Annotated in this window: 11 protein-coding genes; 6 read left to right on the top strand and 5 right to left on the bottom strand. The window is 72.9% G+C overall.

Annotated features, from left to right (window positions below):
• Positions 1–91 precede the first annotated feature (91 nt).
• Positions 92–853: a class I SAM-dependent methyltransferase gene (locus tag J2S44_RS33770; RefSeq protein ID WP_310422335.1), complete on the bottom strand. Its 762-nt coding sequence runs from the start codon at positions 851–853 to the stop codon at positions 92–94.
• Positions 854–1,202: 349 nt separating this feature from the next.
• Here J2S44_RS33770 and J2S44_RS33765 point away from each other — a divergent pair, with 349 nt between their 5' ends.
• Genes J2S44_RS33765 through J2S44_RS33750 form a run of 4 tightly spaced genes read left to right on the top strand, consistent with a single transcriptional unit; the run spans position 1,203 to position 5,763 of the window.
• Positions 1,203–2,618, top strand: coding sequence for a family 2B encapsulin nanocompartment shell protein (locus J2S44_RS33765; protein WP_374728044.1), 1,416 nt, complete (start codon positions 1,203–1,205; stop codon positions 2,616–2,618).
• The gene (locus tag J2S44_RS33760; RefSeq protein ID WP_310422331.1) at positions 2,618–4,045 is read left to right on the top strand and encodes a family 2B encapsulin nanocompartment shell protein; all 1,428 of its coding nucleotides are present in this window, start codon (positions 2,618–2,620) and stop codon (positions 4,043–4,045) included. Before J2S44_RS33765 ends, J2S44_RS33760 begins: the two co-directional genes overlap by 1 nt.
• The gene (locus J2S44_RS33755; protein WP_310422327.1) at positions 4,042–5,103 is read left to right on the top strand and encodes a family 2 encapsulin nanocompartment cargo protein polyprenyl transferase; all 1,062 of its coding nucleotides are present in this window, start codon (positions 4,042–4,044) and stop codon (positions 5,101–5,103) included. Before J2S44_RS33760 ends, J2S44_RS33755 begins: the two co-directional genes overlap by 4 nt.
• A gap of 21 nt (positions 5,104–5,124) precedes the next feature.
• Positions 5,125–5,763, top strand: coding sequence for a maleylpyruvate isomerase family mycothiol-dependent enzyme (locus J2S44_RS33750; protein ID WP_310422324.1), 639 nt, complete (start codon positions 5,125–5,127; stop codon positions 5,761–5,763).
• A 432-nt stretch (positions 5,764–6,195) separates the two neighbouring features.
• Here the strand turns inward: J2S44_RS33750 and J2S44_RS33745 are convergent, their stop codons facing one another.
• From J2S44_RS33745 to J2S44_RS33735, 3 genes are all read right to left on the bottom strand, one after another.
• Positions 6,196–6,657 carry a hypothetical protein gene (locus J2S44_RS33745; protein ID WP_310422321.1) on the bottom strand — a complete coding sequence of 154 codons (462 nt, stop codon included), beginning with the start codon at positions 6,655–6,657 and terminating at the stop codon, positions 6,196–6,198.
• 179 nt (positions 6,658–6,836) lie between these two features.
• A complete protein-coding gene (locus J2S44_RS33740; RefSeq protein WP_310422317.1) occupies positions 6,837–7,337 on the bottom strand; it encodes a hypothetical protein in 501 nt (166 codons plus the stop codon).
• On the bottom strand, positions 7,330–7,770 hold the full coding sequence (locus tag J2S44_RS33735; RefSeq protein ID WP_310422314.1) for a hypothetical protein: 441 nt from the start codon (positions 7,768–7,770) through the stop codon (positions 7,330–7,332). Before J2S44_RS33735 ends, J2S44_RS33740 begins: the two co-directional genes overlap by 8 nt.
• 260 nt (positions 7,771–8,030) lie before the next feature.
• Here J2S44_RS33735 and J2S44_RS33730 point away from each other — a divergent pair, with 260 nt between their 5' ends.
• Together J2S44_RS33730 and J2S44_RS33725 are read left to right on the top strand one after the other, a co-directional pair.
• Positions 8,031–9,215: a pectate lyase gene (locus tag J2S44_RS33730; protein WP_310422311.1), complete on the top strand. Its 1,185-nt coding sequence runs from the start codon at positions 8,031–8,033 to the stop codon at positions 9,213–9,215.
• Positions 9,216–9,330: 115 nt separating this feature from the next.
• On the top strand, positions 9,331–9,984 hold the full coding sequence (locus J2S44_RS33725; RefSeq protein ID WP_310422308.1) for a hypothetical protein: 654 nt from the start codon (positions 9,331–9,333) through the stop codon (positions 9,982–9,984).
• An 88-nt stretch (positions 9,985–10,072) separates the two neighbouring features.
• Here the strand turns inward: J2S44_RS33725 and J2S44_RS33720 are convergent, their stop codons facing one another.
• Complete coding sequence (locus J2S44_RS33720; protein ID WP_310422305.1) at positions 10,073–12,541, bottom strand: terpene synthase family protein; 2,469 nt, start codon at positions 12,539–12,541, stop codon at positions 10,073–10,075.
• Positions 12,542–12,747: the final 206 nt, after the last annotated feature.

The following is a 12,747-nucleotide window of genomic DNA, read 5'->3' as shown; positions in this document are numbered from 1 at the left end:
CGGAAACCCTGGGCCGGCGCTGGGAACGGTGGGTCGGCGCCGGGAATCGCGGTTCAGCGGACCTCCGCGCGGCGGCGGTGCCGCGACGGGGTCAGCCGGTGCGGCGGGCCAGGTGGGCGACGATGTCGGTGGTGAGGTCGACGGTGGGTGGGAGGACGGCCTCGACGGCGCGGAGGGCCTGGTCGCGGACCGGTGCGGGGAGCTGGAGGTAGGCGGAGACCGTGGCGAGGTGGCCGAGGTAGCCGGCGGCGGTGACCGTGATCCGGCGCGGGATCGTGGTCTGGCGGACGTCGGTGAAGAGGTCGCAGCGCTCGAGCTCGGTGCCGGGCCACTGCATCTCGTCCTCGGGTGGGGTGCCGTCCGGCGACGGGATGTCGTCGGTGGCCAGGAACGGGGCGCGAGCGGCCCGGACGGCGGCGTCGACGGCCGGGTCGGCGAGGCGGGCGGGGCCGCCGAAGGAGGCGACGGTGCCGCCCGGTGCGAGCAGCCCGGCGATCCGGGTCCAGCGGCCGGCCGGGGACGTCCAGTGCAGTGCGGCGGCCGCGTAGACCAGGTCGTACGTCCCGGCCGGGGACAGTTCCTCGAACGCGCTCCGCACGGTGCGCACGTCCGCGGGCAGATGGCGGCGCAGCTCGGCGAGCATGGCCGGGTCGGGATCGGTCGCGGTGACCGTGGTGCCGGGGCGGGCGAAGAGGCGGGTGGCCTTGCCGGTGCCGGCGCCGATCTCCAGCGCGGTGCGGATCGGGCGGCCCGCGTAGGCGGTCACCAGATCGCGCAGTTCCGGTGGATAGCCCGGCCGGAATCGTTCGTACGCTTCCGCCACCGACCCGAAGCTCATCGCCCGATCCGACATGCCGGGCATCGTGACATGTCCGTGCCGGCCACCGCCGCCGCTTCGGCCGGGTGGACGACCGCGCGCCGGGGTGACGACCGTGGCGTGGAAGCGCAGCGGACCGTAAAACGGCAGCCGACCGTACCGTGTAGCAGTTTTTGGTGGGTTTAGATGTTCTTCAGGGGTTTTAAGCCTAAAGAGGGAGTTTGGCGTTTCATCGTGTCCGTTTTGGGGGATCTTGCATATTTTTGTCATCGCGGGGCGCCCGGCTGCCACATATGTGCGCCGGATGATCTTTGCTTCTCTCCCAGGCCGCACCGCGCGAGAACGCGTGGTCGCCACATCGATCGGAGCTATGCGCGTGACTCTTCTGGACACGGTCGGGACCCGGCCCGCGGAGAACGGCGATCAGCCGCAGCGGCGGTCCCTCGGGCCGGAGGCCGCACGGAACCTGGCCACGACGACCAAGACCGCGCCCCAGATGCAGGGGATCACCTCGCGGTGGCTGCTGAAGCTGCTGCCCTGGGTGCAGGTCTCCGGCGGCGTCTACCGGGTCAACCGGCGGCTCAGCGTCGCGATCGGCGACGGCCGGGTGACGTTCACGTCGACCGGCTCGCAGGTGAAGGTCGTGCCGATGGAGCTGACCGAGCTGCCGCCGCTGCGCGGGTTCTCGGACGCGAACGCCCTGGCGGCGCTGGCCGAGCGGTTCCAGCAGCGGGAGTACGGGCCGGGCGAGATCATCGTGACCGAGGGGCAGACGCAGGACCGCGTCTACCTGATCGCGCACGGCAAGGTGCACAAGGTCGGGGCCGGCGAGTACGGCGACCAGACCGTGCTCGGGCTGCTCGCGGACGGCGACTACTTCGGTGAGCAGGTGCTGACCGGCGCGCCGGGACGCTGGCGGTACTCCGTCAAGACGATCACCTCGTGCACCGTGCTGGAGTTGCCCGCGCAGGCGATGCAGCAGCTCAACGGCCAGGCGGAGCCGCTGCGCGCGCACATGCAGCGGATGGCGGAGCGGCCGGGCCGCAAGCAGAACAAGCACGGTGAGGCCGCGATCGAGCTGGCCTCCGGGCACGACGGCGAGCCGGACCTGCCGGCCACCTACGTGGACTACGAGACCGCGCCGCGCGAGTACGAGCTGAGCGTGGCCCAGACCGTGCTGCGCGTGCACAGCCGGGTCGCGGACCTCTACAACGAGCCGATGGACCAGATCGAGCAGCAGCTCCGGCTGACCGTCGAGGCGCTGCGCGAGCGCCAGGAGCACGAGATGGTCAACAACCGCGACTTCGGGCTGCTGCACAACGCGGACCTGAGGCAGCGCATCTACACCCGGTCCGGCCCGCCGACGCCGGACGACATGGACGAGCTGCTCGCGCTGGTCTGGAAGGACCCGACGTTCTTCCTGGCGCACCCGCGCACGATCGCGGCGTTCGGCCGGGAGTGCAGCAAGCGCGGCGTCTACCCGAGCGCGATCGACGTGGCGGGACACCAGGTGCCGGCCTGGCGGGGCATCCCGATCTTCCCGTGCAACAAGATCGGCGTGTCCGACCGGCGGACCAGCTCGATCATGCTGATGCGCGCGGGCGAGGACAAGCAGGGCGTGGTCGGGCTGCACCAGACCGGTATCCCGGACGAGTACCAGCCGGGCCTGAACGTGCGGTTCATGGGCATCACCGAGCAGGCCATCATCCAGTACCTGGTCAGCGCGTACTACTCCACGGCCGTGCTGGTGCCGGACGCGCTGGGCATCCTGGAGAACGTCGAGCTCGGGCGCGAGGACTGATGACCGTCCTGCGCGAGAGGGTGGCAGAACCGCGGCGGTCCCTCGGACCCGCCGCCGCCCGGAACCTCGCCACCACCACGAAGACGCGGCCGCAGAACGCGGCGGACTCACCGCGGTGGCTGCTGCGCATGCTGCCGTGGATGCCGGTCAAGGGCGGCGCGTACCGGGTCAACCGGCGGGCGCGGTACCGGACCGGCGACGGGCGGGTGCGGTTCGTCAACGACGGCGCGGCGGTACGGGTGATCCCGCCGACGCTGCGCGAGATCCCGGCCCTGTCGTCGTTCGCCGACCCCGCCGGGCTCGCGGTGCTGGCGGACCGGTTCGTGCAGCGCGAGTACGTCGCGGGCGCGATCATCGCCGCCGAGGGTGAGGCGGTCGACCGGCTCGTCCTGATCGCGCACGGCAAGGCGTCCCGCCGGCAGACCGGCGAGTACGGCGACCCGGTGCGGCTCGGCATGATCGCGGACGGTGATCACGTGGGCGGCGAGGCACTGACCTCGACGCTGCTCGGGTCGCAGCGCGGGGCGCCGGTGACGTACCCGCACACGGTCCGCGCGGAGACCGCGTGCACCGTGCTGTCGCTCTCCGCGGACGCGCTGCTCGCGCTGGACGGTCCACTCCGTACCCAGCTGATCGGGTACCTGCGGGCCTGGCTCGGCGAGCTGTCCGCGATCCCGCGCAACCGGTTCGGCGAGACCGACATCGCGCTGGCCAGCGGCCACGACGGCGAGCCGGACCTGCCCGGCACGTTCGTCGACTACGAGCTGGCGCCGCGCGAGTACGAGCTGAGCGTCGCGCAGACGATCCTGCGCGTCCACACGCGCGTCGCCGACCTCTACAACGACCCGATGAACCAGGCCGAGGAGCAGCTGCGGATCACCATCACCGCACTGCGCGAACGGCAGGAGGACGAGCTGGTCAACAACCCCGGCTTCGGCCTGCTGCACAATGCGGACCTGACCCAGCGCGTCGCCACCCGCACCGGCCCGCCCACGCCGGACGACCTGGACGAGCTGATCTCCCGCCGCCGCAAGACCCGGGTCGTCCTGGCGCACCCGCGCGCGATCGCCGCGATCGGCCGCGAGATCACCAGGTGCGGCCTGACCGTGCCGCCGGTCGAGGTCGAGGGCCGGCTCGTGCCGTCCTGGCGCGGCGTGCCGATCCTGCCCTGCGACAAGATCCCGGTGACCGGCGCGGGCACCACGTCGATCATCGCGATGCGGCTCGGCGCCGACGACCAGGGCGTGGTCGGCCTGATCCCGAAGAACCTGCCGCACGAGACCGAGCCCGGCCTAAACGTCCGGTACATGGGCGTCGACCCGAACGCGATCACGTCGTACCTGGTCAGCAACTACTTCTCGGCCGCGGTGCTGACCCCGGACGCGCTCGGCGTCCTCGAACACGTCGAGATCGGCACCACCTCATGACCACCCTTTCCACGGTACGGGGCTCCGCCGGGTCGTCCGGCGCGGCGGAGCCCGCCGCCGCTGTGCTGGCCGGCGCCCGCGCCATGGTGGAACCGGCGCTGCGGGCCGCGATCGGCGCGCTGCCGCAGTCCACCGCCCGGCCGAGCGGATACCACTTCGGCTGGTGGGACCCGGCCGGGCAGCCGGCCGCGCAGTCCGGTGGCAAGGCGCTGCGCCCCGCGCTCGCGCTCAGCGCCGCCGCGGCCGTCGGCGGCGACCGGGCGGCGGCCGTGCCCGCCGCGGTCGCGGTCGAGCTGGTGCACAACTTCTCGCTGCTGCACGACGACGTGATGGACGGCGACGCCACCCGGCGCCACCGGCCGACGGTCTGGGCGGTCTTCGGCGTCGACACCGCGATCCTCGCCGGGGACGCACTGCTGGCGGCCGCGATCGACGTGCTGGCCGCGTCCGGGGCGCCGGCGACCGGACCGGCGATCCGCGGGCTCTGTGCCGCGGTGCAGGCGCTGGTCGACGGGCAGGCCGCCGACCTGAGATTCGAGCAGACCACGACGGTACGGCTGACGGACGTCCTCGAGATGGCCGCCAACAAGACCGGCGCGCTGCTCGGGGCGTCGTGCTCACTGGGTGCGCTGCTGGGCGGCGCGCCCGCCGCGCGGGCCGCGCTGCTCGGCGAGTTCGGGGAGCGCGTCGGGCTCGCGTTCCAGATCGTCGACGACCTGCTCGGCATCTGGGGGGACCCGGTGGTGACCGGCAAGCCGGTCTTCTCCGACCTGCGCAACCGGAAGAAGTCGCTGCCGGTGCTGGCCGCGCTCACGTCCGGCACGCCGGCCGGACGGGAACTGGTCCGGTTCTACGACCGGGACACCGCGTTCACGGACGCGGAACTGCCCCGGATCGCCGAACTGGTCGCCGACGCCGGCGGGCGCGCCTGGTGTCACGCCCACCGGGACGCGCTGCTGCACCAGGCGTCGACGTCGCTGGCGGCCGCCGACCCGCTGCCGGCCGCCGCCGCGGAACTGACCGCCCTGGCGCATCTGGCGACCCACCGTTCGTACTGATCGGCCACTATCCTCGGTGGCATGTCCTCCGCGGAGCAGTTGCTCGAGGCACGTCTGACCGCGCTCGGTGAGCTGTGGGCGGTGTGGGCGGCGCACGGACACGATCTGGACGCCGCCCGCTGGACCCGTCCGACCCGGCTGCCGGGCTGGGACGTCAAGGCCCTGTTCGCCCACCTCGCCGCGTGGCCGCACGGCTTCGCCCAGATGCTCGACCTGGTCCGGGCCGACGAGCCCACCCACCCGTCCGCCACCGCCCTGCTGCGCGACCTGAACCGTCCCGGCGGGCTCGCCGCGCTCCAGTCCCCGCGCGTCGCCCAGGGCGCCCGGGACGCCGCCCAGCAGCACACGCCCGCCCAGCTGACCGCCGCGTTCGCCGAGGTCGGCCCGCGCGCGCTGGCCGGTGCCCGCGCGCGTGGGCCGGTCGTCGTCGACTACTTCGGCATAGCCCGCCTCGACCTCGCCGAGGCCGCCGGGATCGGCATCGTCGAGTCCACCGTCCACCTGCTCGACCTGCAGCGCGCGCTGGGCCGGGAGCCCGCCGTGCCGCCGTCGGGCCTGGCCGAGACCGCAAAGATCCTGGCCGCGATCCCGTCCCCGGTCGCGTTCGTCGAGGCCGCCACCGGCCGTTCCACCGGACCGCTGTTCCCCCTCGTCTCGTGACCGCCGGTGGGATGCCGGGCATTCTGGCCGGCCCGGACGCTGTCGGTCGCCGGTGACTCGTTCTCGCTGATCGCCGTGCCGCTGCTGGTCCTGCACACCACCGGCTCGGTCACGATGACGGGCCTGCTCACCGGCGCCGCCGGCGTCGCCACCGTGCTGGCCGGGACGGTCGCCGGCCCGGTCGTCGACCGGGTCGACCGCCGCCGCCCGCTGATCGGCTGCGACCTCGCGCGCTGCGCGCTGCTGGCGACCGTGCCGCCGGCCTGGCTGCCCGCGATGGGCTGGCCGGCAAACCGACCCGCTGCGCGGTCGGCGGGCCGCCGGTGCGGCGCGGCGAGGTGCGGCGCGGTGCGGTGCGGCAGTGCGGTGCGGCGTGCGGCGAGGTGCGGTGCGCGGCGAGGTGCGGTGCGCGCGGTGGTGCGCCTCGGTGGGTCAGGGCTGCGACGTGAACCACCAGTTGTCCGCCGGGGGCTCTTCGGGGGGCCGGCGGGTGGCGAGGGAGACGATGGCGCACCAGAGGGTCAGCGGGGTCGCGGCGGCTCCGGCCAGGACCGCCCAGGTCTTCAGTGGGTCGGTGGTGAGCCGCAGAGCGGCGACGAGCAGGGCCAGCAGCACGGCGGCGATCGCGAGGGCGGCCGGCCAGCTGAAGCGCCGGGCCATCCGGCCGATCAGCACGGCCGGGAGCAGCACGGCGATCGTGAGGACCGCGCCGGTGACGGCGACGAGCAGGAGCGTGACGGGCCCGTGCAGCGGGCCGCCGGGATCCGCGACGATGCCGAGCACGGAGACCAGCAGGCCGAGGTAGAGGAGCCCGCATTCCAGGCAGAACAGCACCCAGGCCGCGACGGCACCGGCGACGTGAGCGGAGATCGTGAGCAGAATCCGGCTTCGCACGGACCGGATCATGGCGTGGCGCGGCCGGGTTCCGGCGCTTCCGCACCGGATCTGCACGATGTCTTCACGGACGGGTGCGGAACCGGTTCCGGCGGCGACACGCCCGTTCGGTGTTCCCGCGGCGCGACGGGAGACGCGGTCGGGCACCGGAACACAGCGCGCCGGGTGCTCGCGGATCGCTATCGGTAGCCGGTGGCGGCGGTGAAGGCGTACCAGTCGTCCATCATCGTGTTGAAGGCGGCGAGGCACTGGAGTTTGCGGGCCGGGAGGTCGTCGCAGGGCTGCCGCACGGCCGCGGCGCTCTCGTCGAGGCCGGCGATCGCCGCGGAGACGTCGGCGAATCGGGACGGGTCGGGGCGTGCGGCCACGTCCCGCCGCACCGTCGTGGTCACGTCGCCGACCAGGTCCGCCAGGGCGGTGCCGGGGCACCACTCGCTCTCCGCGCCGTTGAACCTGCCGATGCACGACGACAGCACGATGTTCGCCGACCCGATCTCGGTGAAGTGGGCGTCGAAGGGCCCGCTCGACGACGGTACGGAACTGACCGCCGGTGACGGCGTGGACACCGACGGCCCCACGGGCGACGGCCCCGCGTCCGGCGCACAGGCCGCGAGCAGGAGTGACCATGCCACGGCACCGAGCACCGGGCGGAACCTCGTCGACACCCGCCGGTCAGCCATCGACGGATCCGCTCACCCGCAGCGTGCCCTCGCCGGTTCCGGCGCCCCGGGTCTGTCCGGCCACGGCGCCGTCCAGGGTCGCGACGAGCTCGGCCCGGCCACTGCCGTGCGTCAGGGTCAGGCTCCACCGGTGCGGGCGGCCGTCCGCCGGCACCTCCACGGTCCCGCGCCACGGCGGCGACACCGGCCCCTCGGTGGTCCGCTCGCCGTCGAGCTCGCGGACGATCGAGATGATCTCGGCGTCGCCCTCCACCGTGAACATCAGGATCCGCGGCGCGGCCCCGGCCACCGACGGGGGCGGCGACGGCACCGCGCTCGGCGCCGACGTGCCGAACGCCGACGTGCCGGGCCGCGGCGCGGCCGGCTCACCGGTGTCGCCGCAGCCCGCGAGGAGAACCGCCACCAGTGTGGCCCCGCACCCAAGACGTCGCATGCCGCGACTCTATGCACGGGCCGTACCGGCCTCAATTCCCTGTGCAGGGACTGGCGCGCACCGCGAACGGTGTGATCGGCGCGCCGCCGGACGCGGGGCGCACGGGCCGGCGCCTCGGCCGCAACCAGCACTTGCCTTCGTCATCGAGGTGTATCTATGCTCCAGGAATGCGCTTTCCAGAATGGAAGCGGTGTGGCGCCGGCGCACTTGTCGACCATGAAGGTGAGACACGGATGAAAAGATCAGCAACCCTCCGGTGGGTGACCGGAGGCGCCGTCGCGGCGGTCGGGGCGGCGGTCATGCTGTCGCTGCCGCAGGCCTGGGCGGCGGACACGAACCTGAGCCTGAGCGGCGGTGCCGACGGCTCGAGCAAGGCCACCGGCACCAGCTACGGCAACGTCAAGGACGGTGACGCCGGCACGTACTGGGCGCCGGGCAGCGCGACCGGCTACGTGTCGGTCAAGTGGAGCAGCGCCACCTCGGTGAGCAGCGTGGTCATCAAGCAGGCGTCCGGCGGTGGGTCGATCACCGCGTGGCGGTTGCTCAACGGGGACAGCGGCGCCGTCCTGACCAGCGGCAGCGGCAGCCCGAGCACCATCAACTTCACCGCGACCTCGCTGAAGAAGGTCACGCTCGACATCACCGGCGCGTCCGCGGCACCGCGGATCGCGGAGTTCGAGACCTACTCCGGTGGCAGCTCGAACCCGACGCCCGGGCCGACCACGGGCGGGCCGACCGGCACCCCGACGCCCGGCCCGACCGGTGCCCCCGGCACGCCGACCGGCGCCTGGCCGTCGTCGCAGGGCAACGTGTCGATCTCCGGCACGGTCAGCGTGTCCGGCACGTTCGACGGCGGGATGAAGACCTACTGCTGCATCGGTGACGGTGGGCAGAGCGAGTCCCAGGACCCGATGTTCAAGATCGCCAACGGCGGTACGCTGCAGAACGTCATCCTCGGCTCGCCGGCCGGGGACGGCGTGCACTGCGAGGGCACCTGCACGCTGCGCAACGTCTGGTGGAACGACATCGGCGAGGACGCCGCGACGTTCAAGGGCACGGGCGGCGGCACGTCGTACGTGATCGGTGGCGGCGCGCGGTCCGGCAGCGACAAGACCTTCCAGCACAACGGCAACGGGACCGTGAGCATCAGCGGCTTCTACCTGAAGGGCTCCGGCAAGCTGTACCGGGCCTGCGGCAACTGCTCCAGCTCGTACACCCGGCACGTGAAGGTCGACAACGTGCTGCTGGACGACATCGACATGGTCGTCGGCATCAACAGCAACTGGAACGACACCGCCACCATCACCCGGGTCACGGTCGTCGGCTCGGCCACGGTGTGCGGCAAGTACAAGGGTGTCGCCAAGGGCAGCGAGCCGAGCTATCTCGGTGAGGGCTGGAACGACGCCAACTGCAAGGTGAACCGCAGCGACGTCACGTTCAGATAGGACGGTGCCCGTGACGGAGGCGCCCACCGCGCGGTGGGCGCCTCCGTCCGTGTCGTGACGGACGGCCGCCGGTCCGCCATCATGAGATCTCATTCGATCGAACGGGGGCTACGACATGGGTCAGCGGGTGTTCGGTACGGCGGCGAAACGATGGCTGCTCGGGGTGACACTGCTGGTGGGCGTGGTGATCGCCGCGCTGATGGCGGTGGCGCTGCCGCCGGACGAGCGCACGTTCGCGTTCGTCGCGTTCGGCACGCAGATGTTCATGTCGGTGGTGCTGCCGTTCCACGGCGTGCTGCTCGGCCGGGACCTGCTGACCACGGCCGGCCGGGACGCGGTGCCGGTGCTCGGCACGGCCGTGCTGCTGGGCGCGGCGACCGGGCTGACCGGGAGCCTGCTGGCCGCGGGCGCGCCGGCGGCCGCCGGCGGCACCTGGGCCGGTGCGGGCACGGTCCTGGCCGGCGGCGTGCTGGTGCAGGTGGTGGCGAACCTGACCGGCACCGGGCTGGGCGTGCTGATCAGGCCGGCCTGGGTCGCGTGTCTCGCCACGATCGTCGTACCGCTGGGGTTGTGGGCCCTGCTCCTGCTCGTCCCGCCGCTCGGTGACTGGCTGACGCCGTTCCCGGTCGCGGGCACGCTGCTGTCCGGCGACGCGCGCCCGGTCGACTGGGCACGGTGGACGGTCGTCGCGCTGATCTGGGGCGTCGCCCTGAACGCGCTGGCGGTCCGCCACGCGCGCACGCGCCGCCCCACCACCGCACCCGCCTGACCCACCGCACCGCCCGGCGCACCGCACCGCCCTACGCACCCGCACCGCACGGCCCCGGCCGGCGTGATCCGCCGGCCGGGGCGCGGGATCAGTGCGACGCGGGGGTACGCGCGAACAGGCGTGCCGCCCCGGTGCCGAGGCCGGCCGGCGCGGGCAGCGTGACGGTCAGCGCCGGCGCCGCGGGCGCGGCGACGCCGCCCGTGGCGGGGACGGTCGCGGGCACGGGCGCACCGGTTGCGCCGCCGACAGCAGCCGGGCCACCGGCGGCTCCGGCAGCGGAAACCCGCGGCGCGGACGCGGCACGGCCCGGCACACCGGCCGGTCCGGGCAGCCGGCTCCCGGGCCGGACCGCACCGGACCGGACGGCGGAACGGACAGCAGAACGGGCAGCAACGGAACGGGCGGCGGCGGGACGGGAAGCGGCGAGACCTACGACGTTGCGCGGTGAGTGCGGGAGCTTGCGCAGGTCGGCCTCGCCGTAACGGTGGGTGCCGCGGTGCCAGCCGAGCACGCCGGCCATCCAGTCGCGCAGCTCCTGCACGTACCGCTGGATCGTGGTGATGCCGTCGGGTTTCAGGTCGAAGTCCTGGTAGAGGATCGGCAGCTCGTCGCGGGCGATCCGCTCGAACTGCTGGAGCCGGGCCGCCATCAGGTCGGCCGCGACCCGCATCGCCTCCGTCGGCGTGATCTCCAGGAAGCGCTCGATGACCAGGACGCCGTTGTTCAGCTCGCCCTCGAACTCGATCTCCTTGCGGTACGAGAACACGTCGTTGGCCAGGCAGGCGTAGTCGGCGGCGGAGTTGTCCAGGCCGCGCATGGTCCGGGTGCGGTAGATCTCCGGCGGCAGCAGCGCGCCGTGCTTGATCCGGCACAGGCTCATGGTCAGTTCGGAGCCGAACGTGCGCCGCCGCATCTCCACGTAGTCGACCGGGTCGGCGATCCGGTGCTGGAGGTGGTTCTGCAGCTCCCACAGCCAGCTGTCCAGCATGTCGGCGACCGCGTGGCGGAACCGGGCGCGCTGGTCCGGGCTCATCGGCCCGGCCGTGCGCGGCCACAGGTCGGCGAGTCCGGCCTCGAGCGGGTGGGCGGGCGCGGGCATCGACAGCGCGCCGTCCACCGGCATGAACAGCTTGAGCCGCTCCACGTGCGCCGTCGCGGCCGCGTAGTCCCGGGACCGGTTGAACACCAGCGGGAAGTAGTCGTCCGCGTAGGTGCCCCAGGTCAGCCAGTGCGACGAGACGTCGAGCTGCTCCGCGGACGCGTCCCAGTTGATGTGCGCGGCGCAGAGCGGGAAGTCGAAGCCGCGCAGCAGGTCCTCGGTCCAGACCGGCGGGCCGGGCACGCCGGCCACCGGGTCGAAGAAGCCCATCGCACGTGACCAGGCGACCGTGCTCTCCCGGGACCGGTCCAGGTGCGGGCTGGTCCGCAGCGGGTACGGCATCCGGAAGTCCGGCATCGGCAGCTCGCCGACCGGTGTGTGATGCGCGTGCGTGTGCTGCTTGATCCGCCCGGCGCCGAGCGCGCTCCCGAACCGCCGGGCCGCGGACATGCCGAGCCCCGGCCGCGAGCCCTTGTTCATGTATCGGCTGGACCGCAGGTGCCACTCGTGCCCGCCGGACTGCCAGTCCTGGAGGCCCTTCGCGTACCGGGCGACCGCGGAGGCCTCGGCCGGGGTGAGCCCGTGCGCGGCCGCGACCATCGGGACCTCGGTCAGCGCGGTGTTCTCGAACTGCTGCAGGCGCGAGGTGAGCAGGTCGTTGACCGCGTCCGCCGCGGCCTGCGGGGTGATCTCGAAGAACCGCTCGAAGACCAGCACGCAGTTGTTGACCTCGCCCTCGGACTCGGTCTCGCGCTGGTAGGAGAAGATGTCGTTGCGCAGGTGGACCGCGTCGGAGAACGTGTCCTTGAGGACGCGCAGCGGCCGGGTGCCGGCCACCCGCGCCGGGACCTCCGCCGCGACCGCGTGCTCGACCAGGTCCGCGGACCAGGGCGCGCCGCCGACCTTGCGGCGCATCTCGACGTACTCGATCGGGTTCGCGGTGCGGCCGTCGGAGATGTTGGACAGTTCCCAGACGCACTCGACCAGCAGGTGCTCGGTGCTCTGCCGGAACCGCCGCTGCCAGTCGGTGGACATCGCCGGGACGGTGCGCCGCCACAGGTCCGCGAGGCCGGCCTCGATCGCGTTCGTCGGCTCCGGCATCGAGGACGGGTCGCCGACCGGCATGAACTCGGGCAGCCGGTCCAGGTAGGCCTTGGCGCCGGCCTGGTCGCGGGTCTTCTTGTACAGCTCGAGGAAGTGGTCGTCGAAGAAGAACACCCACACGTACCAGTCGGTGATCAGGTCCAGCTCCGGCCCGTCCGCGTCCGGGTGGGTGTAGGCGCAGAGCAGCGCGTAGTCGTGGTTGTCGAAGTCGGCCTCGTCCCAGATACCGGAGCCCTCGATCATCTCCATCTCGCGGGCCCACGCCTTGGAGTGCGTGCGGGCGCGCTCCAGCTGCGGGTTGAGCCGCGCCGGGTGCGGCACGTAGAACTCGGGGAGGGTGAACGGCTGGCTCACGCTGCTTCGGCCTCTCGTCTTTCCGGAACGACGTACCCCATCACACCTTTTCATCCCAATTCATGCGTTGAAAGGACATAAAACCCCCCCATCAGGGGTACGGCAGACAGCCGGCCCGGCGTTCTGTGCCGCCGCCCCGGCCGGGCCCGTTCGGCCGCCCCGCCCGGTCTCGTTTATCCGCCGCTTATGCGCGCGTCCGTACGTTC

Source organism: Catenuloplanes niger (assembly GCF_031458255.1).
Classification (GTDB): Bacteria; Actinomycetota; Actinomycetes; order Mycobacteriales; family Micromonosporaceae; genus Catenuloplanes; species Catenuloplanes niger.
The sequence above is the reverse complement of the archived record's forward strand: the minus strand, read 5'-3'. Positions and strand labels throughout refer to the sequence as shown.

Bases quoted from the DNA above. Each gene is read 5' to 3' on its own strand.
- J2S44_RS33750 (WP_310422324.1), top strand. From the start codon at position 5,125: ATGTCCTCCGCGGAGCAGTTGCTCGAGGCACGTCTGACCGCGCTCGGT.
- J2S44_RS33735 (WP_310422314.1), bottom strand. From the start codon at position 7,770: ATGCGACGTCTTGGGTGCGGGGCCACACTGGTGGCGGTTCTCCTCGCG.
- J2S44_RS33725 (WP_310422308.1), top strand. From the start codon at position 9,331: ATGGGTCAGCGGGTGTTCGGTACGGCGGCGAAACGATGGCTGCTCGGG.
- J2S44_RS33760 (WP_310422331.1), top strand. From the start codon at position 2,618: ATGACCGTCCTGCGCGAGAGGGTGGCAGAACCGCGGCGGTCCCTCGGA.
- J2S44_RS33755 (WP_310422327.1), top strand. From the start codon at position 4,042: ATGACCACCCTTTCCACGGTACGGGGCTCCGCCGGGTCGTCCGGCGCG.
- J2S44_RS33740 (WP_310422317.1), bottom strand. From the start codon at position 7,337: ATGGCTGACCGGCGGGTGTCGACGAGGTTCCGCCCGGTGCTCGGTGCC.
- J2S44_RS33770 (WP_310422335.1), bottom strand. From the start codon at position 853: ATGTCGGATCGGGCGATGAGCTTCGGGTCGGTGGCGGAAGCGTACGAA.